Annotated in this window: 23 protein-coding genes; 12 read left to right on the forward strand and 11 right to left on the reverse strand. The window is 68.5% G+C overall.

Annotated elements, in window-relative coordinates; all coding sequences use genetic code 11:
* Positions 1-13: 13 nt before the first annotated feature.
* From QMO14_RS07570 to QMO14_RS07590, 5 genes are read left to right on the forward strand one after another with little or no spacing between them, the layout of a single operon-like run.
* Positions 14-739 (forward strand): MerR family transcriptional regulator, encoded by a 726-nt coding sequence (locus QMO14_RS07570; protein ID WP_301505754.1) that lies wholly within the window; start codon positions 14-16, stop codon positions 737-739.
* A gap of 4 nt (positions 740-743) precedes the next feature.
* Positions 744-2192, forward strand: a complete 1449-nt coding sequence (locus QMO14_RS07575) for a TolC family protein (protein WP_301505755.1) — start codon at positions 744-746, stop codon at positions 2190-2192.
* 2 nt (positions 2193-2194) lie between these two features.
* Positions 2195-3178 carry an HlyD family secretion protein gene (locus QMO14_RS07580; protein ID WP_301505756.1) on the forward strand — a complete coding sequence of 328 codons (984 nt, stop codon included), beginning with the start codon at positions 2195-2197 and terminating at the stop codon, positions 3176-3178.
* 22 nt (positions 3179-3200) lie between these two features.
* Entirely contained in the window at positions 3201-4385 is a 1185-nt protein-coding gene (locus QMO14_RS07585; RefSeq protein ID WP_301505757.1) for an ABC transporter permease, read from the forward strand.
* Positions 4385-5521: an ABC transporter permease gene (locus QMO14_RS07590; RefSeq protein ID WP_301505758.1), complete on the forward strand. Its 1137-nt coding sequence runs from the start codon at positions 4385-4387 to the stop codon at positions 5519-5521. Before QMO14_RS07585 ends, QMO14_RS07590 begins: the two co-directional genes overlap by 1 nt.
* Here QMO14_RS07590 and QMO14_RS07595 read toward each other — a convergent pair.
* Positions 5518-6153, reverse strand: coding sequence for a TetR/AcrR family transcriptional regulator (locus QMO14_RS07595; RefSeq protein WP_301505759.1), 636 nt, complete (start codon positions 6151-6153; stop codon positions 5518-5520). The genes QMO14_RS07590 and QMO14_RS07595 overlap by 4 nt on opposite strands.
* Positions 6154-6283: 130 nt before the next feature.
* Here QMO14_RS07595 and QMO14_RS07600 point away from each other — a divergent pair, with 130 nt between their 5' ends.
* The gene (locus QMO14_RS07600) at positions 6284-7126 is read left to right on the forward strand and encodes a metal-dependent hydrolase (RefSeq protein WP_301505760.1); all 843 of its coding nucleotides are present in this window, start codon (positions 6284-6286) and stop codon (positions 7124-7126) included.
* Positions 7127-7147: 21 nt separating this feature from the next.
* On the opposite strand, the gene QMO14_RS07605 is transcribed toward QMO14_RS07600, so the two are convergent.
* The 8 genes from QMO14_RS07605 to QMO14_RS07640 form a co-directional block, all read right to left on the reverse strand.
* Positions 7148-7735 carry a hypothetical protein gene (locus QMO14_RS07605; RefSeq protein WP_019653007.1) on the reverse strand — a complete coding sequence of 196 codons (588 nt, stop codon included), beginning with the start codon at positions 7733-7735 and terminating at the stop codon, positions 7148-7150.
* A gap of 248 nt (positions 7736-7983) precedes the next feature.
* Positions 7984-8214, reverse strand: a complete 231-nt coding sequence (locus tag QMO14_RS07610; RefSeq protein ID WP_019653008.1) for a hypothetical protein — start codon at positions 8212-8214, stop codon at positions 7984-7986.
* A complete protein-coding gene (locus QMO14_RS07615; RefSeq protein WP_301505761.1) occupies positions 8201-8572 on the reverse strand; it encodes a hypothetical protein in 372 nt (123 codons plus the stop codon). The genes QMO14_RS07610 and QMO14_RS07615 overlap by 14 nt, the downstream gene beginning before the upstream one ends.
* Positions 8573-8589: 17 nt before the next feature.
* Entirely contained in the window at positions 8590-9513 is a 924-nt protein-coding gene (locus tag QMO14_RS07620) for a hypothetical protein (RefSeq protein ID WP_301505762.1), read from the reverse strand.
* On the reverse strand, positions 9497-11413 hold the full coding sequence (locus QMO14_RS07625; RefSeq protein WP_301505763.1) for an iron-containing redox enzyme family protein: 1917 nt from the start codon (positions 11411-11413) through the stop codon (positions 9497-9499). Before QMO14_RS07625 ends, QMO14_RS07620 begins: the two co-directional genes overlap by 17 nt.
* 3 nt (positions 11414-11416) lie before the next feature.
* Entirely contained in the window at positions 11417-12358 is a 942-nt protein-coding gene (locus QMO14_RS07630) for a fatty acid desaturase (RefSeq protein WP_301505764.1), read from the reverse strand.
* The gene (locus QMO14_RS07635; RefSeq protein ID WP_301505765.1) at positions 12339-13112 is read right to left on the reverse strand and encodes a sterol desaturase family protein; all 774 of its coding nucleotides are present in this window, start codon (positions 13110-13112) and stop codon (positions 12339-12341) included. The genes QMO14_RS07630 and QMO14_RS07635 overlap by 20 nt, the downstream gene beginning before the upstream one ends.
* A 9-nt stretch (positions 13113-13121) precedes the next feature.
* Positions 13122-14699 carry a phospholipase D family protein gene (locus QMO14_RS07640; protein WP_301505766.1) on the reverse strand — a complete coding sequence of 526 codons (1578 nt, stop codon included), beginning with the start codon at positions 14697-14699 and terminating at the stop codon, positions 13122-13124.
* Between the two features lie 157 nt (positions 14700-14856).
* On the opposite strand from QMO14_RS07640, the gene QMO14_RS07645 reads away from it, so the two are divergent.
* The 6 genes from QMO14_RS07645 to glp all read left to right on the forward strand — a co-directional run bounded on the left by QMO14_RS07645 (position 14857) and on the right by glp (position 21548).
* Complete coding sequence (locus QMO14_RS07645) at positions 14857-15411, forward strand: peroxiredoxin (protein ID WP_301505767.1); 555 nt, start codon at positions 14857-14859, stop codon at positions 15409-15411.
* 62 nt (positions 15412-15473) lie between these two features.
* Positions 15474-16907 carry an aldehyde dehydrogenase family protein gene (locus tag QMO14_RS07650; RefSeq protein ID WP_301505768.1) on the forward strand — a complete coding sequence of 478 codons (1434 nt, stop codon included), beginning with the start codon at positions 15474-15476 and terminating at the stop codon, positions 16905-16907.
* 178 nt (positions 16908-17085) lie between these two features.
* Positions 17086-18369 (forward strand): serine hydrolase, encoded by a 1284-nt coding sequence (locus tag QMO14_RS07655; protein ID WP_301505769.1) that lies wholly within the window; start codon positions 17086-17088, stop codon positions 18367-18369.
* A gap of 59 nt (positions 18370-18428) precedes the next feature.
* On the forward strand, positions 18429-19574 hold the full coding sequence (moaA, locus tag QMO14_RS07660; protein ID WP_301505770.1) for a GTP 3',8-cyclase MoaA: 1146 nt from the start codon (positions 18429-18431) through the stop codon (positions 19572-19574).
* Positions 19575-19588: 14 nt separating this feature from the next.
* The gene (gene mobA / locus QMO14_RS07665; RefSeq protein WP_301505771.1) at positions 19589-20230 is read left to right on the forward strand and encodes a molybdenum cofactor guanylyltransferase MobA; all 642 of its coding nucleotides are present in this window, start codon (positions 19589-19591) and stop codon (positions 20228-20230) included.
* A gap of 1 nt (position 20231) precedes the next feature.
* Positions 20232-21548 (forward strand): gephyrin-like molybdotransferase Glp, encoded by a 1317-nt coding sequence (gene glp, locus QMO14_RS07670; RefSeq protein WP_301505772.1) that lies wholly within the window; start codon positions 20232-20234, stop codon positions 21546-21548.
* A 22-nt stretch (positions 21549-21570) separates the two neighbouring features.
* Here the strand turns inward: glp and rnhA are convergent, their stop codons facing one another.
* The gene (rnhA, locus tag QMO14_RS07675; protein WP_301505773.1) at positions 21571-22020 is read right to left on the reverse strand and encodes a ribonuclease HI; all 450 of its coding nucleotides are present in this window, start codon (positions 22018-22020) and stop codon (positions 21571-21573) included.
* 49 nt (positions 22021-22069) lie between these two features.
* The coding region (locus QMO14_RS07680) for a class I SAM-dependent methyltransferase (RefSeq protein WP_301505774.1) at positions 22070-22682 on the reverse strand (613 nt) is incomplete at its 5' end.

The raw sequence follows: 22682 nt of genomic DNA on the forward strand, positions 1-22682 counted from the left end.
TTCGGCCAGTCACATGAACACGCCAGCCGTCACCGATGCCGCCCAGGAACTCTCCGTCGAGGAGCTGGCGGCGCGCACCAGCGTGACGGTGCGCAACATCCGCGCCTACACCACCGCCGGCCTGCTGCCGCCGCCCAGGCTGCGCGGCCGGCTCGGCCTGTACGGCGAAGAGCATGCGCAGCGCCTCGCGCTGATCCGCGAACTGCGCGACCAGGGTTTCGGCATCGAGGCCATCCGCCGCATCTTCGGCCGCGCGCCGGCCTCCGCCTGGCGCGACCTGGTGGCCGTGGCCCGCTCCGTTTCGGGCAGCCTCTTCGCCGAAGAAACACCGGTGTTGGTCTCGGCCGACGCGCTGGCCGCCAAGTGGAAGGGCCAGATGACGCCCGCCCTGCTCTCCCGCGCCACCAAGGCCGGCCTGATGCGCGAACTACCCGACGGCCAGGTGCAGATGCTCAGCCCCGCGCTCGGCCAGATCGCCGAACAGCTCGCCGCGCTCGGCCTGCCGCTGGAGGAAGCGATCAGCATGCAGGAAACCATGGCCCGCACGCTGCGCACCGTGGCGCGCCACTGGCTGCGCACGCTGGCCGACAACCTGCTGAGCGGCGACGCCATCGAGGCCGGGCGGACAGCCCAGCTGCTCGAACAGGCACGAGGGCTCGCCACCGGCGCGGTGCAGGCCGCGTTCCCCGTGATCCTGCAGCAGGAGCTCGACGCCCTGCTGCGCCGCAAGGCCAGCTGAAACGATGACGACACGAACCCGCCACGCCACTCGCCCCTTCCTGCCGAGCCTGCTGCCGGCGCTGCTCGTGCTGTGCAGCCCGGCCTTCGCACAGACCCAGCCGCAAGCCGGCCGCGACGACGCCCTCTCCCTCAGCTTCGACGCCGCGCGCGCCCGCATGATCGACCGCTCCGACAAGCTGGCCGCCGCCCGCGCGGCCGTCGACGCGAAGGAACTGCAGGGCCAGGGCCTCAAAGGCCTGGGCGGCCCGTCGATCAGCGTCTCGGGGCTGGCCTATGCCTACAACGCGAACCTGAATCTCGACCTCGACCCGCTCAACCAGAAGCTCGGGCAACTCGGTTCCTCGCTGCCGACCTCCATCCAGAGCGTGATCGCCCGGGTGCCGATTCCGCAGCTGCCCAACAGCTACACGCTCAACCGCCACGACACCGGCGCCAACGCGTCGATCTCGGCCGTTTGGCCGCTCTACGTGGGCGGCGCGACGGACGCGGTGCGCGGCTTCGTGTCGGCCCAGACGCGCGAAGCGCAGGCCGATGCCGAACAGGCCGGCCACGAGGTCGACACCCTGCTCGTGCAGCGCTACTTCGGCGCGCAGCTCGCACGCCGCGCTGCCGCCCTGCGCTTGCAGGCCGAGCGCACCATCGCCCAGCACGACTCGGCGGCGCAGAAGATGCTGGCGGCCGGCGTGATCTCGCGCGTCGAGCGGCTGCAGGCGAGCGCCGCGTATGAAGAAGCGCGCCGCAACGCGCGCAAGGCCGAGAACGACGCAGCGCTCGCGTCCGTCGCGCTGGCCCGCACGGTGCGCGCCGACGGCAGCGTGGCGCCGCAGACGCCGCTCTTTCTCATCAGCACGCCGATCGAGCCGCTGAACTACTTCATCGACTCGGCGCTCACGCGGCACCCGGGTCTTGACAAGGTCGCGGCCAAGAAATCGCAGGCCGAGCAGTTGCACGAAGGCGAAGAGGCGCTGCGCCGGCCGCAGGTGATCGCCTTCGGCACGCGCGAGCTCAAGAGCGGCAATGCCGACTGGGTTGCCGGCGTCGGCGTGCGCTGGACGCTGTACGACTCGGTCGACCGCGACAAGCTCGCGGCCGCCTCGCTCAAGCAGGTAGAACAGGCCGAACGCACCGACGCGCAGGCGCGCAGCGACATCTCGCTGCTGGTCGAACGCAACTGGCGCGCGCTGGAGAACGCGCGGCGCCAGTACCTGGAGATGAAGGCTTCGGTCGAGCTGGCGCAGGAGGTCGTGAAGCTGCGCACCGCCGGCCTGCGCGAGGGCACGAGCACCACGCTCGACCTGATCGACGCCGAGACCAACCAGGCCAAGGTGCTGACCGAACGCGCGCAGGCCGCCAACGACTACGTCCAGGCGCTCGCGCAGCTGCTCGAGAGCGCGGGGCTTTCCGAGAAGTTTTCCGACTACATCGCGCGTGCCGACGTGAAGGTGAATTGATGATGAGTGCCAAGACCCGAAAACTGATCGCGATCTTTGCCGCCCTGCTCGTGCTGGCGCTGCTCGTCTGGGGTTTCTGGCGCGCCTCGCGGCCGGCGCCGGAAGTGTTCCAGGGCCAGATGGAGGCGCGCGAAACCGACGTCGCCGGCAAGGTGACGGCGCGCATCGCCGAGGTGCCGGTGAAGGAAGGCGACCGCATCCAGGCCGGCACGGTGCTGGTGCGCATGGACAGCCCCGAGGTGCGTGCCAAGCTCGCGCAGGCCACAGCCGCCGAACAGGCCGCGCAGGCCGTCGCCGAAAAGGCGCAGAACGGCGCCCGCCCGCAGGAAGTGGAGATGGCACGCATGCAGTGGCAGCGCGCAGAAACCGCGGCGCAGCTCGCGCAGACCTCGTTCCGCCGCGTCGACGGACTTGCGCGCGACGGCCTGGTGGCCGACCAGAAGCGCGACGAGGCCGAGGCCAACTGGAAGGCTTCGCGCGACGCAGCCATCGCGGCCAAGGCGCAGTACGACATGGCGCGCACCGGCGCCCGCCCCGAGGACAAGGCCGCAGCCAGCGCGCAGGCCCGCCAGGTTGCCGGCGTGGTGGCCGAGGCCGAAGCCGCCAAGGCCGAGACCGAGTTGCGCAGCCCCGTGGCCGGCGAAGTGGCCAAGGTGCTGGCGAAGGTCGGCGAGCTTTCGCCGCAGGGCGTGGCGGTGGTCACGGTGGTCGACCTGAGCGACCAATGGGTGGTGCTGAACGTGCGCGAAGACCGGCTCTCCCGCTTCGCGCCGGGCAACGAGTTCGACGCGCACCTGCCCGCGCTGCCCGAGGGCAAGCGCACGGCCCGCTTCAAGGTCTACTACAGCGCCGTGCTGCCCGATTTCGCGACGTGGCGCGCCACGCGCGGCGGCACCGGCTTCGACGTGCGCACTTTCGAGGTCCGCGCGCGGCCGCTCAAGCCGATCGACGGCGCGCGGCCCGGCATGAGCGTGCTGGTGGACTGACGCGGTTGCACGGATTTCCGCGATGAGCCTCCGCGGCTTCTCCACCGCCAGCGCCAGGCGCGAGTTCGCGCTGCTGCGCGCGCGCCCCTGGGACCTCGCGATGATCTCGTGGGTGCCGCTGCTCGGGGTGTTCCTGATCTGGTGGATCTTCTCGGCCGGCCTGCCCGAGCGGCTGCCGATCGGCGTGCTCGACCAGGACCACTCCTCGCTCTCGCGGCAGGTGGTGCGTTTTCTCGACGCCACGCCCGGCCTGCGCGTGGCGCAGCGCTACAGCGACGAAGGCGAGATGGCGCGCGCGCTGACCAGCGGCGCCGTCGACGCGGCAGTGCAGCTGCCGCGCGAGCTGAGCCGCGACGTGAAGCAAGGCCGTGCCGGGCAGGTCGTGCTGCTGCACAACGCGCAGCTGGGCACGCATTCGAGCCTGATCCAGCGCGACGTGCGCACCGCCGTGGGCACCGTCTCGGGCGGGGTCGAGCTCACGGTGCGCAACAAGCGCGGCGAGTCGATGAAGGCGGCGCGCGTGAGCATGGAGCCGATCAAGGCGAGCATGGTGGCGCTCTTCAACACGTCGACCGACTACGAGCAGTTCCTTGGGGCCGCGCTGATTCCGGCGCTGCTGCACATCCTCGCGATGACGGCTGGCGCCTGGGCCGTGGGCCGCGAGCTGCGCGACCGCAGCATCGGCGGATGGCTGGGCGCATCGCCCCGCTGGCACGAGGCGCTGGCCGCGCTGGCGGGCAAGCTGGTGCTGCCGTTCGCGAGCCTGTCGGTGGTGGCGCTGGCGGCGATGCTGTGGATCACCGCGGGCCGGGGCTGGCACCCGGTCGGCTCGCTCGGGTGGACGCTCTTCGCGTTGCTGGTCTTCCTGGCGCTGTCGATCGCGCTGGGAGCCTTCGTGGCGGGACTCACGCGCTCGCTGCGCACCGCCCTGTCGGCCACGGGCTTCATCACCGCGCCTGCCTTTGCGTTCGGCGGCGTGGGCTTCCCGCTGGTGACGATGCCGCTGCTGGCGCAGGCCTGGGCCAACCTGCTGCCCTACACGCACTACATCCGCGTGCAGATGGAGCAGCTGCAGATGGGCGCGCCGGTGGCGTACTCGGTGGCGACGCCGCTGTGGATGGTGCTGGGCACGGGCGTGCTGATGGCAGCATGCGCCGGGGCGCTGGTGAAGGCCGCCAAGGCGCCCGAGAGCTGGGGTGGACGCTGATGAGCGACGAGCGGCTGCGCTTCGGCTCCGCATGGCGCGAAACCGCGCTCGCGGTGCTGCGCGACAAGGGCGTGCTGCTGATCATGCTGCTCGCACCCATCATCTACGGCTTCTTCTATCCGTGGCCCTACGGCACGCAGGCCGTGACGCGCGTGCCGGTGGCGGTGGTCGACCAGGACCACACCGGCCTGTCGAGGCAGATCGCGCGCTTCGCCATGGCCAACCCACGGCTGGACGTGCGCATGGTCACCGGGGACGTGGGCGAGGCACAGAAGGCGCTGTGGCGCGGCGAAATCGAGGGCTATGCGCTGCTGCCGGCCGACCTGAAGCGCAACGTGCTGCGCGGCACCTCGGCCGTGGTCACCATCGAGGGCAACGGCGCCTATGCGCTGCTCAACAAGGCGGTACTGTACGGCTTCTCGGAGGCCGTGGGCACGGTGTCGGCGGGCGTCGAGATCCGCAAGCTGCAGGCCGGCGGCCAGAGCGCGGTGCAGGCGGCACGCAGCCGCAGTCCGCTCAACACGCAGTTCGTCGCGCTGTTCAACCCCACCGAGGGCTACGGCAGCTACGTGGTGCCGGCGGTGGCCTTGCTCATCCTGCAGCAGACGCTGCTGATGGGCGTGGCGATGCTGGCCGGCACCTGGGCCGAGGCCGGAAGGCTGCGTGCCTCGATGGGCGCCTGGCTGGGGCGGCTGGGGGCGCTCTCGGCGTTCGGCATCCTGAGCGGCGTCTTCTACTTCGGCTGGGTGTTCTTCCTGCAGGACTACCCGCGCGGCGGAAACCCCTTGGGTGCGCTGGTGCTGCTGGCGTTCTACGTGCCGGCGATCTGCACGGTGGGGCTGCTGCTGGGCTGCTGGTTCCGCGACCGCGAGCGGGCCTTGCAGGTGCTGCTGTTCACGGCGCTGCCGATGGCGTTTCTCTCGGGCTTCTCGTGGCCCGTGGAGGCCTTGCCGGAGCCGTTGCGGGCGCTGCGCTGGCTCTTTCCGAGCACATCGGGCATTCAGGCCTCGCTTCGGCTCAACCAGATGGGCGCGCCGCTGCATGACGTGCTGCCCTATCTGGGCGCGCTGCTGGCGTTGACCCTGGCGGGGCTTCTGACGCTCCGGCTCGTGGCCACAACGCCGAAGCAGGCCTAGCGCCGGCTCTCGGCAGCCACGGCGCGCACCAGCCGCGTGGAGGGCTCCACCAGCTCGCGCAGGTCGCCCGCGCGGTTCTGCTCGATGGCCTGCAACACCAGTTCGTTGATGCCGCCCACCACCGTCATCGCCATCTGGCTCGTGAGATGCACGGCCGGGCCTTCCGCGTCGCCGTTGCCGCTGCTGTTGATGGCGGCCTGGATGAAGTTGGCGATCTCGTCGTTCACCCGGCGGCGCACCGCAAGACCCGGCAGGCCGAGCCCGAGGATCTCGACGAAGAGCGTGCGCAGCAGCGCCGGATCTTGCGCGAGGTAATCGAAATACGCCGTCATCGCCTGCTCGACCTGCGCATGCCACGGCTGCGCCGGATCGAAGGCCTCGCTCACCGCCTGCAGCGCGAGCCGGCTGGCGGTTTCATAGAGCGCGATCAGGCACTCGGTCTTGGTGCTGAAATGCTCGTAGAAAGTGCGGCGCGACACCGCGGCCTCGCGCACGATGTCGGCAATGGTGGTCTCGGCATAGCCCTTGGCCGCCACGGCATGCGCCATGCCCTGCAGCAGGCGCGCGTAGTGCTCGCTCCCGGGGGCCTCCGCGGACTTGGAGGGAGCCGGTCTTTCGATGGTTTCGCTCATGGAGGACACATTTTCCTACGCCCGGGTACTTGACAGTACCAACTCACAATTGCAACATGGCCGCACGCGGTACGAAGATGTACCAGCAGACCCGCCCCACGCAATCCGCGCTTTTCCAAGGCTTGTTCCCATGACCGACCTCGTTGTACGCCGCCTGCTGATCGACCTGCAACCGCCCTTCGCGCGCAATTGGTGCGGCGGCGACGCATTCTCGACCGCTTTCTTCAACGCCCTGTCGATGAGTTTCCCCTTTGGCGAGCAATTCTTCATCGACGCGGTGCGCGACGCCGTCGCCACGCTGCCGCCGGAGGTTCAGGAACAGCACAAGGCCGACGTGCGCGGCTTCATCGGGCAGGAGGCCACGCACCGGCGCATTCATTCGCTCTTCAACAACCACCTCGAAAAACAGGGGCTGGTCGACCGCTGGACGGCTCGGGCGAGCAAGCGCATGGAACTGATGGAAGGCGCCGACCCGCGCCACGCGCTGGCGGTGACTGCGGCCACCGAGCACTTCACGGCCATGTTCGCCGAGTGGCTGCTTGCCCATCCCGGCACCCTCGATGGTGCCGAGCCCCGGCTGCGCACCATGTGGCTGTGGCACAGCGCCGAAGAGCTGGAGCACAAGAGCGTGGCCTTCGACATCTACAAGGCCGCCGGCGGCTCCGACGAATGGCGCACGCGCTGGTTCCGCCGCGTCACGATGATGTTTTTGGGCGACCTGATGCGCCAGACCATCGACAACCTGCGCCACGAGAAGCAGCTGTGGAAATGGTCGACCTGGAAGAGCGCCGCGCGCATCCTCCTGAGCCGCGACGGTCTCCTGCGCGGCAACATCGCCGGCTGGCGCAGCTACCTGCGCACCGATTTCCATCCGATGCAGCAGGACAGCAGCCTCTCGGAGCGCTGGCTCGCGGACAACCGCGCGCAGTTCACGCCGGTCGGCGCGGCACCGGAGGCGGCTGCCGCCGGTTGAAACTCGGCAGCAGGGCCTCGCTCAGTAAAAGTTGGCGCGGTTGGTGGTCGCGGCACCCGCCTGCTGATGCTCAGGACGCATCTGAAGATCGTGCAGGGTGTCGAAGTCGGAAGGAGCATCCGGCACCCGCATCACCACCTCCAGCTCGTGCATCGAAGCGACCCAACGGCCGGCCGGCGATTCGGCCGGCTCGTCGTTGGCGAACACGCCGTCGCGGATGTACAGGGTTTCGCCCTCGGGACGCTCGGCGTGCAGCTCGATGAGGCGCGAGATCGAGAAGTTGTAGGTCACGAGCTTCTCGCGCGTCTTGCGGTCCTTGCCGCCGCAGTTGAAAGAGCCCTCGGCAGCGATGACGATGCAGGAGCCATCGACGCCGCCGTCCATGTCGATCTCGTTGCCGGAACGCCAGATTGCGTTCGGCAGGCGAACGCGCACCTTGTCGATGACCAGATCGCGCTGCTTGTTAAGGCTGCCCAGGGGCGGTACCAGCGAACGCAGCTGCCGAAGGCGCTCGGCGAAGTTGTCGTCCATCAGGAACTCGACATGGTGGGTCGCGCTGCCGGAAGAGCGCCTGACCACCTGCATGACCACGTGGCGCGACTTACCCATGGCAGAACCCCTTGGCAAAGGTTGAATTCCGTAGCCCGCGGGGCGTGTAAACGGCGTGGCAGCAATTCATTGGAAATCAGCTACTAGTAGGACTCTTGATTACATGCAATTACATGCATCATTTGTGTCCAACTGTATAGCGAATCCCGAGAATGCGGAAGGCCATTCCGTGACTTATGCACGAGGAAATGTCGCCAAAATGCCTCCCCTCTGTGGTAGCGGTTAACCCGTCCCGGGGCTGGAAGCGCCTACTCCAGGGCTTCGTCGAGGGCCTTGCACGAAGGCGCGCAGACCGTCTGCGACTTGCCCAGCACCTGGCGGGTGCGCAACTGCGAGCGCACCCGGTGCTTGCCGCACATGAAGCACGACATGGTCGCCCCGCTGAAGGAGGCCGAGGCACGAAACGGCGACCCCGGCGCCTTCGACTTGTAGCGCAGGCCGTCCGCCACCACTGCCGTCTTCACTTCACCCTTCGCCATGCATTAAGTCCTTGCTGTTCGGTTCGGCACGGCGCTTTGCGCGTGCAATGGCTTCCCGGGCGCTGATTTCAGCGGCAAGGGAAGCGTCCAACGCCGAGCGGCAAAGCCCGGCATGCTGGTAGTTGAGGTTCTCGTATACCTCGGCCGCGGCCGGATAGGCATCGAGCAGCCGCCCGAGCTCTGCACCCTGCCCGACGTCCTCGAATTCGTGCACGAGGTGTTCGACCACGGAGCGGTACTGCTCCGCACCCACGGGTACGGGGCTGTGCTCGAGCTTTTCCAGCAGTTGCGCCAAAACATGGGTCACCGCCAGATCGGCCTTGGGAGACGGATTATCGGTTGTCTTCATGGTCGGCATCTGGGGGCAGCATACGCCTATGCAAGTGGCTGCTCGTACAGGGTTGTCTCCTCCCGGCCGGTGATTTCGGCCTCTTGCTGCGCCTGCTGCATCCGCTGCAGCAGGCTGTGGAGCATTTCGGTGGACAGGCCATGGATCACCAGCCGGTGCCCCGCCCGCAGGGTCGACAGCGGCACCAGCGGGTGCTTGTTGTTGACCAGAATCAGGTGTTCCGGCGCGTTCAGGATCGTCGCCGCGTAGATACCGATGGTTTCATCGAGCTGCAGGGAATTGGCCGCGCGCCAGAAATCGTTGTCCGTGAGCATCAGCTGGTACAGCGGCGTGAAGAGTTCGATGGCGCTTTGAAGGTCCAGAAAGTTGAGCCGGCCCTGCGGCATGTCCTCCAGCCGCGGCCCCGGCTCCTTGATCATCGAGAAATCGACTTTTTCCGCCTTGCCCAGCGCCAACCCCTTGTCGCGCAGCGCGGTGTTCAGCCTGATCACGAAGTTGAAGAGGTTCAGGTCGTGCTTCAGGAACATCTCGTCCTTCAGCGCGTCGATGTCGGCCGGCTCCAGCGGGCTGGTGGCCACCGGCGCCGGCGAATTGCGCCCGATGAAGGCCAGGATCTGCGATCCCAGGTGGAAGTGCCGCAGGATCAGCCAGTTGGCCTCCGGCGACACGAAGCGCTTGAGCCCCCAGGCGAGCAGCCGGTGCAGCAGGATCGAGTGCGACCAGTTGCGAGGCACGAACACCTTGGCGATCTGGATCAGGATGATCGTCAGCCGAGCGATCGGCCGCAGGAACGGCAGCAGGTACTGGCGCGACCCGGAGCTCGAATCGGCCAGCCACGCGGACTTGACGTCGTCGGGCAGCGGCGTGCTCTGGTCGAGGTAGAGCGCCAGCCAGGGGCTGGGGTCGCGCTCGTCGTGGGCTTGCTTCAGGAATTCAGGCGTTCGATCCATGGGGCATCCGCTGCGTGATGTGTTGGAACTGCATCAGGTAGAGCGCGGCCGTGTGGCGCGCCGTCTCGACGATCTGGCTGGCGGCGCGCGACTGCCCTTCCACCGCCATCACCATCTCCACCGCCGTGAGCCAGCGGCTGAGGTGGTTCTCGTCGTTGTGGCCGTGGTACTCCAGGAAGCGGAAGGCGTCAGGCGGCAGCTTCAGGCTGGCTTTCAGCAGCGGCAGCAGCGCCGGCACGATGCGCTGGCCCGTGCCCTCGATGATGTAGATCGCACCCAGCAGGCCGATCGGGTCGCGCGTGGCGGCCAGGCCGTGCAGATAGGCATTGAGCGCCTCGCCGCCGGGGTTGCGGCGCAGCTCCTCGATGTTTTCCACCGTGCCGCCGGCCTTGCGATAGTCGCTGAAGAGGATGTTGAAGTCGTTCTGCTCCTCGCCCGCGTGCACACCGATCAGCGAGGCCAGCACCTGGTACGGCTCGCTCAGCGAGGCAGCGCCCTCGCGCATCCACTTGCTGCCTTCGCGCACCTGCGGCACCCATTGCTCCATCCAGTTCAGGTAGTCKGGCACGGCAAAACGGCGCTCGCGGATCTGGCGGATCAGCGGCGTGCGCCACACGCGCGAGCGGTAGTCGTGCCAGATGGCGGCCAGCTCGGTCAGCAGCGCGCCCAGCCCTTCGGGCGCGGCGGCGGGGTCGTGCGGGGGCGCGATGACGAGATCTTCGTCCGGCACGGCCGCAGCGCGAGGCGCCGTCACAACGGGCGCCGCATCGACAGCCTCCACTTCGAGCAGCATGTACGCCGCCATGAAGCGCCCCGATTCCGGCACGTAGCAGAAGATCTGCTCGCCCGGTTTCAGCGCCTTGGTGTGCAGGAACTCGGCCAGCATCACCAGGATCGACGCCGCCCCCGTATTGCCGCGCCACGCGAGGTTGCTCCACCAGCGCTCGCGCGGGATCGACAGGTCGGCCTTGGCCATCAGGTCCTCGACCACCGGGATGAATTTCTCGGACGAGTAGTGGCACAGGAAGTGATCGACCCGCTTCGGATCGACCCAGCCGTCGCGAACCAGTCCCGCGTACTCGTGGATGCCGATGTCGAACAGGTGCGGCAGCAGCCGGATGTCCTGCCGCAGCGACAAGGCCCCCGCCGCCTCTGCCTCCGCCCAGGAGCCGAAGTCGAGATGCCCGCGCGCGCGGTCTTCGGTGAGCCCCAGCTGCATGCAGACCGGGTAGTCGCCCGAGAAGGCGCGCTGGTGCACCCACTTCAGCTTCAGCCGCAAGCCCGGCGAGCCGGCCAGGGCCGATGCGCCATCGGACAGCAGCAAGGCCCCTGCCCCATCCGACAGCATCCAGCGCAGGAAGTGCGAGTCGAAGTCGGTCTCGTAACCGCGGGCCGCGAAGCGCGAACGCTTGAAAAGGCGCGATGGCATCTCGCTGGCCACGGCCATCGCCGAGCGGTGCGCGCCCAGCTCGATGCCCTGCGCGGCGGTCTGGATCGCCGACACGCCCGCGGCGCAGATGCCGTGCAGCGAATGCGTTTCCATCGGCTGCGCCGCCAGCTCGCCCTGGATCATGTTGGCGAAGCCCGGCATCAGCGTGTCGCCGCCGGAGGAGCCGCTGGCCAGCAGCGACACCCGCGAGAGCTCCGCCCCGCCGCGCCGCAGGCAGTCGCGGATCGCGCCGGCCGCCATCTGCGCGTTGGTGTGCCGGGTCATGCCCTCGGCGTCGATGGCGTAGTGCCGCGTGAGGATGCCGTTCTCCGCCAGAATGCGCCGCTTGATGCGCTCCGACATGCGATTGAGCGGCGCGATGTACGCGTCCATGTGGTCGTTGGAGACGGGCTCGCCCGGCATGAAATAGCCGGCGCTTTCAAGGTACACGCTTTGGAATGGGACAGGCATGGTTCAGTGGGTTGATGGATCGCGGGGCATCAGCGGGCGGCTGCGAAAACGCGGCCACACGGCCCCCAGCACGAAGACGCGCACCATGTAGGGCACCAGCCCGCCCTCGTTGAGCACAGGGTCCACCCGCGCGCGGTAATGCGCGCGATGCAGGCGGGTGAGCTCGGACCAGTGGGCATGCGGGTTCTCATGGTGTGCGGTGTGCAGGCCGATGTTGAACAGCAAGGGGTTCACCAGCCCTTCGAAATTGCGCGCGTAGTTCAAGCGGCTACCCGCGGTATCGCGCGGCGCCTCCTTCCGCGCGGGTTTGCGGCCGTCGGCGTGCGCGTGCTGCAGGTAGTTGGTCGCCAGCAGCCAGTGCAGGCCGTGCAGCTGCGGCACGATCACGAACAGCAGGGCCTTGCGCCAGTCGATCGCCAGCAGCACCGCCCAGCTCGCCAGCCACAGCGCGTACTGCGCCATGCAGTAGCGCCAGGCGCCCCGCCGGTGCCGCCGCAGCCGGCCGAGCCACGCGAAGAACAGCGGCATCAGCACCCAGACGGCCTGGAACGGATGCAGCAGGTAGCCCCACAGGTGATTGGTGTCGCCGCCGAAGCGGTAGGTGCGCGCCACGTCCTTCGGCCCGTGGCGGTGGCGATGGTGGTTGGCGACGTGCGCAGGCCAGAACACGAAGGTCGGATGGCCCTGCAGCAGCGTGATCCAGAAGTCCGTGATCCGGTTCATGCGCCGGCTGCGCCACATGCGCAGGTGCACGTGGTTGTGGTGGATCACGCCCACGCCCAGTGTCAGGAACAGCATCAGCCCGTACAGCACCACGTTGAAGCCATGGAACCACTGCCACGCCGCCAGCGCGGGCAAGGCGACGAGATAGGCAAGGCTCTGCCAGTCGCGCCGGTGACGCAGCCTCGGCAGGCGGCGGCTCACCTCAAGCCGTGGTCGCGCCATGCTTCTTGCGGAAAGCCTGCAGAACCGGCTCGGCCGCATCGGCCGCCACGCGCGTGCCGAACAGCCGGTCCATGAAGGTGAACTGGAACCCGTAGTTGCCGTTGTGCACCGCGTGGTGCAGGTGATGCCGGCGGCTCGCCGCGAACCAGTGGCTGTACGACACGCCCGTGAAGAAGTCGTAGTTCGAGTGCCCGACGCAGTTGAAGAACAGGCTGAACACCGGCACCGCCGCCAGCGACCAGAAGCTGAAGTCGTGCACCACCATCGGCAGCAGGATCACGTTGCCCAGCATCAGCGCCTCGATGGGGTGGAAGCTGTAGGTCGACCACGGCGTGGTCACGAACGAGCGGTGGTGCGGCCCGTGAAAGCGCCGCAGCCAGCGGGTGTGCAGCAGCCGGTGATTGATCCAGAAGTGCACGTCGTTCCAGATCGCCAGCACGATGATCTCCACCGCAATCTGCCGCCAGCTTGCATCGGGATCGAGCCGCGCCCAGCCCAGCTGCAGCAGCCCCCAGGGAAACACCATGCCCAGCCCGAAGATCAGCACCGACACGCCCGACTGCATCAGCTCGCGCCGCAGCTGCCCCGGCTGCAGCGGCCGCGGATCGAGCACGCGCCCGATGCCCAGCGCCGGCAGCGCGCGCTTCGTCAGCAGCCAGGTGATGGCTCCGAAGCCGAGGTAGATGCCGCCGAAGAAAAGCAGTCCCCACAGCATGACCTGCGGGGCGGACAACGAGGTGAAGGTCTGCGCCATCCCCCGAGGCTACAACAGCATCTCGGGGACGATCGGTGCGATCAGCATGTTGTAGAAGCGCTGGAAGAAGCCCGACTCAGGCTCCGAGGTCAGGATCATTTCCTTCTCGCCGTCGTTCGTCAGCCATTGCAGCGTGCCGGTGTCCTTGGCAAGCCGCAGCCGGTAGGAGTTCTGCAGCTTGCTGATGTTGATCACGCGCAGCATCTCGCGCGCCAGCTGCGGGCTGTCGACCACCACGCCCATCTCGGTGTTCTGGCTGGCCGAGCGCGGGTCGAGGTTCATCGAGCCGATGAAGATGCGCCTCTTGTCGATGGCCGCCGTCTTCGCGTGCAGCCGCCCGAGCGACTTGCCGAACATGCCGAAGCGCTCGCCCGCGCTGGTGCGCTGCGGGCTCAGTTCGTAAAGGTCGGCACCGCTTCGCAGCAGCCGTTCGCGGTAGCGCGCGTAGCCGGTGTGCACCAGCGGCTCGTCGTTGGCCGCCAGCGAGTTGGTCAGCAGCGTGAGCTTGACCTTGCGCCGCGTCAGGTCCTGGAAGGCCTCCATGCCGCGCTCGCCCGGAACGAGGTACGGCGAGGTCAGATCGACCTCGGTCTTGGCGTCGAGCATCAGCGCCCAGACCTTCATCGTGACGCTGGTGGCGATGGCCTCCTCGGCCGTCATGGTCGTGGGCTTGGTCGGCGGATCGGCAATCGCGCGGGCCTCGCCCCACAGGAGCCCCATGCGGCCGGCGTCGAGCTCCTCGCCGATCGGTCCGTAGCCCAGGATGTCGGACGGCGGCAGCACGATCTTCGGCGGCGGCGCGGCCATGCCGACCCAGCCGTCGAAGTCGGCGCCGGTCGGCTTGCGGCCACCCTCGCCCGTCACGATGTCGGCGATCGGCCAGACCTGCTCGCTGTTCCAGTAGGCATCGAAGATCGATTCGAGCTGCGGCACCACCTTGCCGACCACCAGCGCGTCCATGTCGATGAAGTTCTGCGCCTCGCTCAGCACGAAATATTCCTCGGCGATGTTGCGCCCGCCCACCACCGCCATCACGCCGTCGGCGATGAAGAGCTTGTTGTGCATGCGGTGGTTGAGCCGCGGAATCTCCCAGGGCGAGGCTGCGAAGCGCGACAGGAAGCCGTTGCGGCCGCAGCAGAACGGGTTGAACAGGCGCACGTCCACGTTGGGCGTCTCCGACAGCGCCAGCAGCAGCTGCTGGCTCTTCACGGTGTACAGGTCGTCCACCAGCACCCGCACCTGCACGCCGCGCATCGCCGCCTCGCGCAGGGTTCGCAACAGCAGCCGGCCGACGGGGTCGTTCTCGAGCTGGTAGTACTGCACCACCAGCGAGCGCTGGGCCCGCTGGGCGAGCTGGATGCGCGCGTCGAGCGAGTACACGCCCAGCGGCATCAGCCGGAAGCCCGAGTGCTCGCCGGGCGGCGTGGAGGCGGCGGCGATCTTGGCGAGCGTGGTCGAGGGATCGGCGGATGCGGCGAATTCGGCGGGCCGCTCGCGTGCGGGTGGCAGCGAGCCGCAGGCGCCAAGCAACGCCATCAGCGCACCCGCGAGCGCGACGCGCAGAAATGATTGGAGCCAGGCGTTCATGATCGTGTTTCCATGAGGTCGTGTTCTTGTGGTTTTCCGTCCTTGTGTTCCTGCAGTACGCCGGCCGGTCCGCTCCGGTTTCAAGGCGCTTTTTTTCGCCTCCTTTTCGGGAAGGCTCCGGCCTAGAATTCGATCCACACCGCTGCGGAGTTACATCATGGCCCGTTCACTCCCCCACCGCATCGCCTGCCTCGCCTTTTTTGCGGCTCTTACGAATACAACCTGGGCCGCCCTCGACATCGGCGACCCGGCGCCCAAGTTCACCGCCAACGCCGCCCTCGGCGGCAAGACCTTCCGCTACTCGCTGGCCGACGCGCTCGCCAAAGGCCCGGTGGTCGTCTATTTCTTCCCTGCGGCCGACTCCAACGACTGCTCCATCGAGGCTCACGCCTTCGCCGAGGCCATCGACCAGTTCGCCGCGCTGGGCGCCAGCGTGATCGGCGTCTCGGCCGACGACATAGGTACCCTGTCGAAGTTCTCGGTCAAATCCTGCCAGAGCCGCTTCCCCGTCGCCTCCGACGAGAACAAGACCGTCATCCAGGGCTTCGACGCCCTGATGCAGACCCGCCCGGACTTCGCCAACCGCCTGTCGTACGTGATCGCGCCGGACGGCAAGGTCGCCTACTACTACCAGAACCTGAATCCGGACAAGCATGTGGAGCGGATGCTGAACGCGGTGAAGGCGTTGCCGAAGACGAGCGCGGCCAAGTAGCGTTCGGGGTCTGAGCCCCGCAGGGCGACGGGTTTGGAGTGCTTCGCGCAAAATCCGGCCCCATGCAGCTCAACTACATCGCCAACGCGGACGTTCCGTCCTCCTCCGGCCGCACCCTGCCGGTCATCGACCCTTCCGACGGCCAGCCCTTCGACGAAATCCAGCGCAGCAATGCCGCCGACATCGATTCGGCCGTGCGCGCCGCGCGCGACTGCTTCGAGGGCGTGTGGCACAAGGTCAGCGCCGCCGACCGCGGCCGCCTTCTCTTCAAGCTCTCGCAGAAGATCGCCGAGCACGTCGACGAGCTCGCGCTCATCGAGCAGCGCGACTGCGGCAAGCCCGTCAAGCAAGCCCGCGCCGACGCGGTGGCGCTGGTGCGCTACTTCGAGTTCTATGCCGGCGCCTGCGACAAGCTGCACGGCGAAACCATCCCCTACCAGGACGGCTACAGCGTCTTCACCTGGCGCGAGCCGCACGGCGTCACCGGCCACATCATTCCCTGGAACTACCCGATGCAGATCTTCGGGCGCAGCGTGGGCGGCGCCCTGGCGGCGGGCAACGTGTGCGTGGTGAAGCCGGCGGAAGATGCCTGCCTCTCGCTGATCCGCGTGGCGCAGCTGGCGGCCGAGGTCGGGTTCCCGGCCGGCGCACTGAACATCGTGACGGGCTACGGCCACGAGGTGGGCGACGCGCTCGCGCGGCACGCGGGCATCGACCACATCAGCTTCACCGGCAGCCCGAAGATCGGCACGCTGATCCAGCAGGTGGCAGCCGAGCGGCATTGCCCGGTCACGCTGGAACTGGGCGGCAAGAGCCCGCAGATCATCTTCGCGGACGCCGACCTGGACGCGGCCATTCCGGTGGTCATCAACGCCATCGTGCAGAACGCCGGCCAGACCTGCTCGGCCGGCTCGCGCGTGCTGATCCAGCGCGACATCTACGAGCCGCTGCTCGAGCGCCTGGGTCACGCCTTCGAGGCACTGCGCGTCGGCCCCGCGGCCATGGACCTCGACGTGGGCCCGCTGATCCGCCAGACGCAGCAGCAGCGCGTGTGGGACTTCCTGAGCGACGCGCAGCACGCCGGCATCCCGATGGTGGCGCAGGGCATCGTGGTCGAGGAAGCGCCCGAGACCGGCTTCTACCAGGCCCCCACGCTTCTGCGCGACGTGCCGGTGAACCATCGTCTCGCGCAGGAAGAAGTGTTTGGCCCGGTGCTGGCCGCGATGCAGTTCGCCGACGAGGACGAAGCTGTCGCACTGGCCAACGCCACGCAGTTCGGCCTTGTTGCCGGCGTGTGGACGACTGACGGCGCGCGCCAGTTCCGGATGGCCAAGCGCGTGAAGAGCGGCCAGGTGTTCATCAACAACTACGGCGCCGGCGGTGGCGTCGAGCTGCCATTCGGCGGCGTGAAGTCGTCGGGCTACGGCCGCGAGAAGGGCTTCGAGGCACTGTACGGCTTCACCACGCTCAAGACCGTCGCCGTCAAGCACGGCTAGAACCGGGCGCCCCGGCTTTGCGCACTTCGCGGCGCAAGCCGGCCGTCTCCAGGCGTGGCACGCGCCACGCGCACGAACCTGAAGCTCTGCCACGGACAGCGTCGGGGCTCGACACAGGCGCCGCCAGAGCCGCCGTGCAGGTTTTTTTCACCAACCACAACAAGACGGAGACAACACCATGAGATTCCTGAAACGCAAGCTGCGCGCCGCCGTGCTCGGCCTGGGCCTGGCCCTTCCCCTGCTTGCGGCGGCGCAGCAATTGCCTACCGCCAGGCCGGAGCAGGTAGGCCTCTCGACCGAGCGGCTGCAGATGCTCGGCGACGTGCTCAAGGCCGACGTGGCTGCCGGCAAGATCCCCGGCGCGGTGCTCCTGGTGGCGCGCCAGGGCAAGGTTGCGTGGTTCGAGCCGGTCGGCAAGCTCGACAGCGCCGCAGGCACGCCGATGCCGCGCGACGGCATCTTCCGCATCTACTCGATGAGCAAGCCCATCACCACGGTGGCCGCGATGATGCTCGTGGAAGACGGCCGCCTGAAACTCGACGACCCCGTCTCGGCCTACCTGCCCGAGTTCGCCAACATGACCGTCGGCGTCGAGAAACCCGGCGCCGACGGCAAGCCGGTGCTCGAGACCGTGCCCGCGCGCCGCCCCATCACCGTGCAGGACCTGATGCGCCACACCTCGGGCCTGACCTACGGCTTCTTCGGCCCGGGCCTCGTGAAGCAGGCCTACAACGCCGCCAACCTGGGCGCCGGCGACCCGACGCTGGCCGAGTTCTCCCAGCGACTGGCCAAGCTGCCGCTGGCCTACCAGCCCGGCACGACCTGGGACTACAGCCAGTCGACCGACATCCTCGGGCGCGTGATCGAGGTGGTTTCGGGCCAGTCGCTCTACCAGTTCGAGAAAGCCCGGCTGTTCGACCCGCTGGGCATGACGGACACCACTTATTACGTGCCCGAACCGGCGCGCCAGGCACGCATCGCCGAGCCGCTGCCCAATGACCGCAGCTTCGGCGTGGGCGCCGAGTTCAACGACCCGCGCATCGTGCGCAAGTACGAGTCGGGCGGCGGCGGGCTGGTGTCGACCGCGAACGACTACGCCCGCTTCCTGCAGATGCTGATCAACGGCGGCTCGCTCGACGGCAGGCGCTACCTGGGCCCGCGCACCATCGCGCTGATGACCGCCGACCACTCCAACGCGGGCGCCGGCATCGTGCCCGGACCGCTCTACCTGCCGGGCCCGGGCTACGGCTTCGGCCTTGGCTTCGCGGTGCGCCGCAACGACGGCGAGGCGCCCTACCCCTCGGCCGGCGGCGAATACAACTGGGGCGGCGCGGGCGGCACCTACATGTGGGTCGACCCGAAGAACGAGATGTTCGTGGTACTGATGCTGCAGTCGCCGAAATTCAGGACACATTACAGAACATTGACCCGGGACATGATTTATGCGGCCGTGATCAAGTAGCCTGCATTCCGCTGGGCTCTTGGAGCCTGGCGCAAAATCGGGCCCCGCCTCATGAAGCCATGAAGAACAGCAGCGACAGCACCGTCATTCCGATCTCCAGCATCGGCCGAGCACGCCCCGCGGTGGCCGTGCCGGAGGTCGCCGTGCCCGCCACGGGCATGCTGCTCGACCGGCTGGGCCGGCCCCTGACCGACCTGCGCATCAGCGTGACCGACCGCTGCAACTTCCGCTGCAGCTACTGCATGCCCAAGGACGTGTTCGACAAGGACTACAAGTACCTGCCGCACGGCGCCCTGCTGAGCTTCGAGGAAATCACCCGGCTGGCGCGCCTCTTTGCCGCGCACGGCACGCGCAAGATCCGGCTGACCGGTGGCGAGCCGCTGCTGCGCAAGAACATCGAGGGCCTGGTCGAGCAGCTCGCCGAAATCCGCACGCCCGGCGGAGAGCCGCTTGCGCTGACGCTGACCACCAATGGCTCGCTGCTCGCGCGCAAGGCCGCCGGCCTGCGCGCCGCCGGCCTGCAGCGCGTGACGGTGAGCCTGGACAGCCTCGATGACACAGTGTTTCGCCACATGAACGACGTCGACTTTCCGGTGGCGGACGTGCTCGCCGGCATCGACGCCGCGCTGGCCGCGGGCCTGGGGCCCATCAAGGTCAACATGGTGGTCAAGCGTGGCACCAACGAGCAGGAAATATTGCCGATGGCGCGCTACTTCCGCACGCACCACGGCGGCAAGGTGGTGCTGCGCTTCATCGAGTACATGGACGTAGGTGCCACCAACGGCTGGCGCATGGAGGAAGTGCTGCCCTCGGCCGAGGTCGTCGCGCGCATCCACTCCGAATTTCCGCTGGTGCCGCTCGAGGCGAAATCGCCAGGCGAGACCGCCAAACGCTGGGCCTATGCCGACGGCGGCGGCGAGATCGGCGTCATCAGCAGCGTCACCCAGGCTTTTTGCCACGACTGCAGCCGCGCCCGGCTTTCCACCGAGGGCAAGCTGTACCTGTGCCTCTTCGCGAGCGCGGGCCACGACTTGCGCCCGCTGCTGCGCAGCAACGCCAGCGACGAGGACATCGCCTCGGCCATCGGCCACATATGGCAGGGCCGCGCCGACCGCTACTCCGAATTGCGCGCCCTGCGCGTCCCGGACGACGACGCCGGTTCCAGGGGCCAGCGCCGCGTCGAGATGAGCTACATCGGCGGATGAGGCAGGCGCCTGCCATGCCCGCGCACGCCAGCATCGCGTCCACCGACATCACCGGGCTGCTGCTGGCCGGCGGCCGAGGCTCGCGCATGGGCGGCGTCGACAAGGGCCTGCAGCCCTTCAACGGCCAGCCGCTGGCGCTGCATGCGATGCGCCGGCTGGCGCCGCAGGTCGGCGCGCTCATGGTCAATGCCAACCGCAATCTCGCGCAGTACGAAGCCTTCGGCGCGCTGGTGTGGCCCGACAGCCTCGCCGACTATTCCGGGCCGCTGGCGGGCTTCCTGGCCGGGCTGGAGCACTGCGCCACGCCCTGGCTGCTGACCGTGCCCTGCGACACGCCCCTCTTCCCGCTGGACCTCGCCGCCCGCCTCGCCGAGGCGGCGGCAGCCGGCCAGGCCGACATCGCCATGGCCGTCGCGCCCGAGCCCGCCGAGGACGGCGGCTCGCCGGTGCTGCGCCCCCAGCCCGTCTTCTGCCTGCTGCGCGCCAGCCTGCGCGACAGCCTGCTTCGCTACACAGCTGGCGGCGGCCGCAAGGTCCACACGTGGATCGCGCAGCACCGCAACGTGCAAGTGCCCTTCGACCGACCCGGCGACGCGCCCGACGCGTTCTTCAACGCCAACACCCTCGCTGAACTGCACGCCCTCGAAAACCGATGAGATGAGCCGCATCGCAGAACTCGCTTCCGCCCTCGCGGGCCATGACGACGCCGACCTGAGCGTCGAGGCCGTCCACGCCTTTCTTTCCCAGCTGACGGCCACGGCCGTCGTCACCGGGCGCGAGAGCGTCCCGCTGTGCGAAGCGCTCGGCCGTGTATTGGCCGAAGACATCGTCTCGCCAGTCAGCGTGCCACCGCACGACAACTCCGCCATGGACGGCTACGCCTTCGATGGCGCCGTCCTGCCCGACAACGCGCCCAGCGATGCATCCATCACGCTGCGCGTGGTGGGCACGGCGCTCGCCGGAGCCGCATGGCGCGGCGCCCTGGGGCCGGGTGATGCGGTGCGCATCATGACCGGCGCGATGATGCCGGCGGGCCTCGACACCGTCATTCCGCAGGAGTTCTGCAAGGTCGATGGCGACCGCGTGTGCTTCCCCGCCAGGGTGCTGCGCCGCGGCGACAACCGGCGCTTCGCCGGCGAGGACCTCATGAAGGGCCAGCCCGCGCTGCGCAAGGGCGAGCGCCTTTCGCCCGCCGCGCTAGGCATGGTCGCGAGCCTCGGCCTGCCGGGCGTGCCCGTGCTGCGGCGGCTGCGGGTGGCCTGCTTCTCGACCGGCGACGAAATCCTGGGTCTCGGCGACGCCCCCCGCGAAGGCGCCGTCTACGACAGCAACCGATACACCGTGATCGGCCTGCTCACGCGGCTGGGCTGCGAGGTGCTCGACCTCGGCCTCGTGCGCGACGATCCGGCCACGCTCGCCGCCACGCTGCGGCGCGCGGCGCGCGAGGCCGATGCCATCGTCACCAGCGGCGGCGTGAGCGCGGGTGCGGCCGACCACACGCGCGCCGTGATGCAGCAGTTGGGCGACATGGCCTTCTGGCGCGTGGCCATGCGGCCGGGCCGGCCGCTGGCGGTTGGGCTGATTCCGCGCGAGGAAGCATCCTCGGACCAGCCGGCCGTGCTGTTCGGCCTGCCGGGCAATCCGGTGGCGGTGATGGTGACCTTCCTGGCCTTCGTGCGGCCTGCGCTGCTGCGCATGATGGGCTGCCATGACGCGGCGGCCGCACCGCCGCCTCTGTTGCGCGCCCGCAGCCAGGGCCCGATCCGCAAGAAGCCGGGCCGCACCGAATATCAACGGGGCTTCGTGAGGGCCGTGCCGGGCGCACTGCCCGAGGTGTGCGTCGCGGCCAATCAGGGTTCGGGTGTGCTGAGCTCGATGCTCGAAGCCAACGGGCTCGTGGTGCTGCACCACGACCAGGGCGGCGTGGGCCCCGGCGAAGAAGTCGACGTCATGATGTTCGACGGCGTGATCTAGCCGCCGAAGAACGGGCCCAGGGTCAGATCCGGCCCAGCGCCTTGTCCACGCCCTTGTTGGCCAGCATGTCCGCGCGCTCGTTGCCCGGGTCGCCCGAGTGGCCCTTGACCCAGCGCCACTCGATCTGGTGACCTCCTTCGTTCACCAGCGTGTCGAGCCGCTTCCAGAGCTCGACGTTCTTCACCGGCTCCTTGCTCGCGGTGACCCAGCCCTTGGCCTTCCAGCCGCGGATCCACTCGGTGATGCCCTTGCGCACGTACTGGCTGTCGAGGTACAGCAGCACCTTGCAGGGCCGCTTGAGCGCGGCCAGGCCTTCTATGACGGCGGTCAGCTCCATGCGGTTGTTGGTGGTGTTGAGTTCGCCGCCGAACAGGTCCTTCTCGGTGGCACCCGACTTCAGCCACGCGCCCCAGCCGCCGGGGCCGGGATTACCCTTGCATGCGCCATCGGTGTAGATCACGACTTCGTTCAAGCTGCGGTTTCCTTCTTCTTCATTCGATTCCAATCAATCTTCATTTCTGTCAATTCTTGCCGGCCCCGTCGCGGTGCACCTTGCCGGCGATGGGCACGGGCGCCGTGGCGCGGGCACCGGCGCGGCGCCAGTCGGCGCTGAGCATGCGCATGCCGCGCACCCGCTTCACCGCGACCAGGAAGTAGGCCGCGCCGAAGATCGGCCACCAGCGCTCGCCGACGGCGTCCATCCAGCGCAGGCGCTCCAGCCAGGCCTCGCTGCGCACCGCCGGCCGGTAGATGCCGAAGCGGCCCGACTCCACCTCGAAGCTCAGCAGGCGCAGCCAGTCGCGCATGCGCCAGTAGCCGATGAACTCGCCGCCCTCGGGCAGGTAGAGATCGCCGATGCCCAGCCTGCGGTAGACGTGAGCGCGGCGTTGCCGCATGCCCCAGAGGCTGGTCGGGTTGAGCCCGCAGATCACCACGCGGCCCTCGGGCACCAGCACCCGCTCGACCTCGCGCAACGTGGCGTGCGGGTCGGGGCTCAGCTCGAGCGCGTGCGGGAGCACCACCAGGTCGAGGCTGTTGGCCGCGAAGGGCAAGGCGGCGAAGTCCGTGAGCAGCGTCGCCTTGCCGCCGCGGGCCGGGTCGTCCAGCGCCAGCCGCGATGCGCAGCGGATCGAT

Source organism: Variovorax sp. CAN15, from assembly GCF_030462475.1.
Lineage (GTDB): Bacteria > Pseudomonadota > Gammaproteobacteria > Burkholderiales > Burkholderiaceae_C > Variovorax.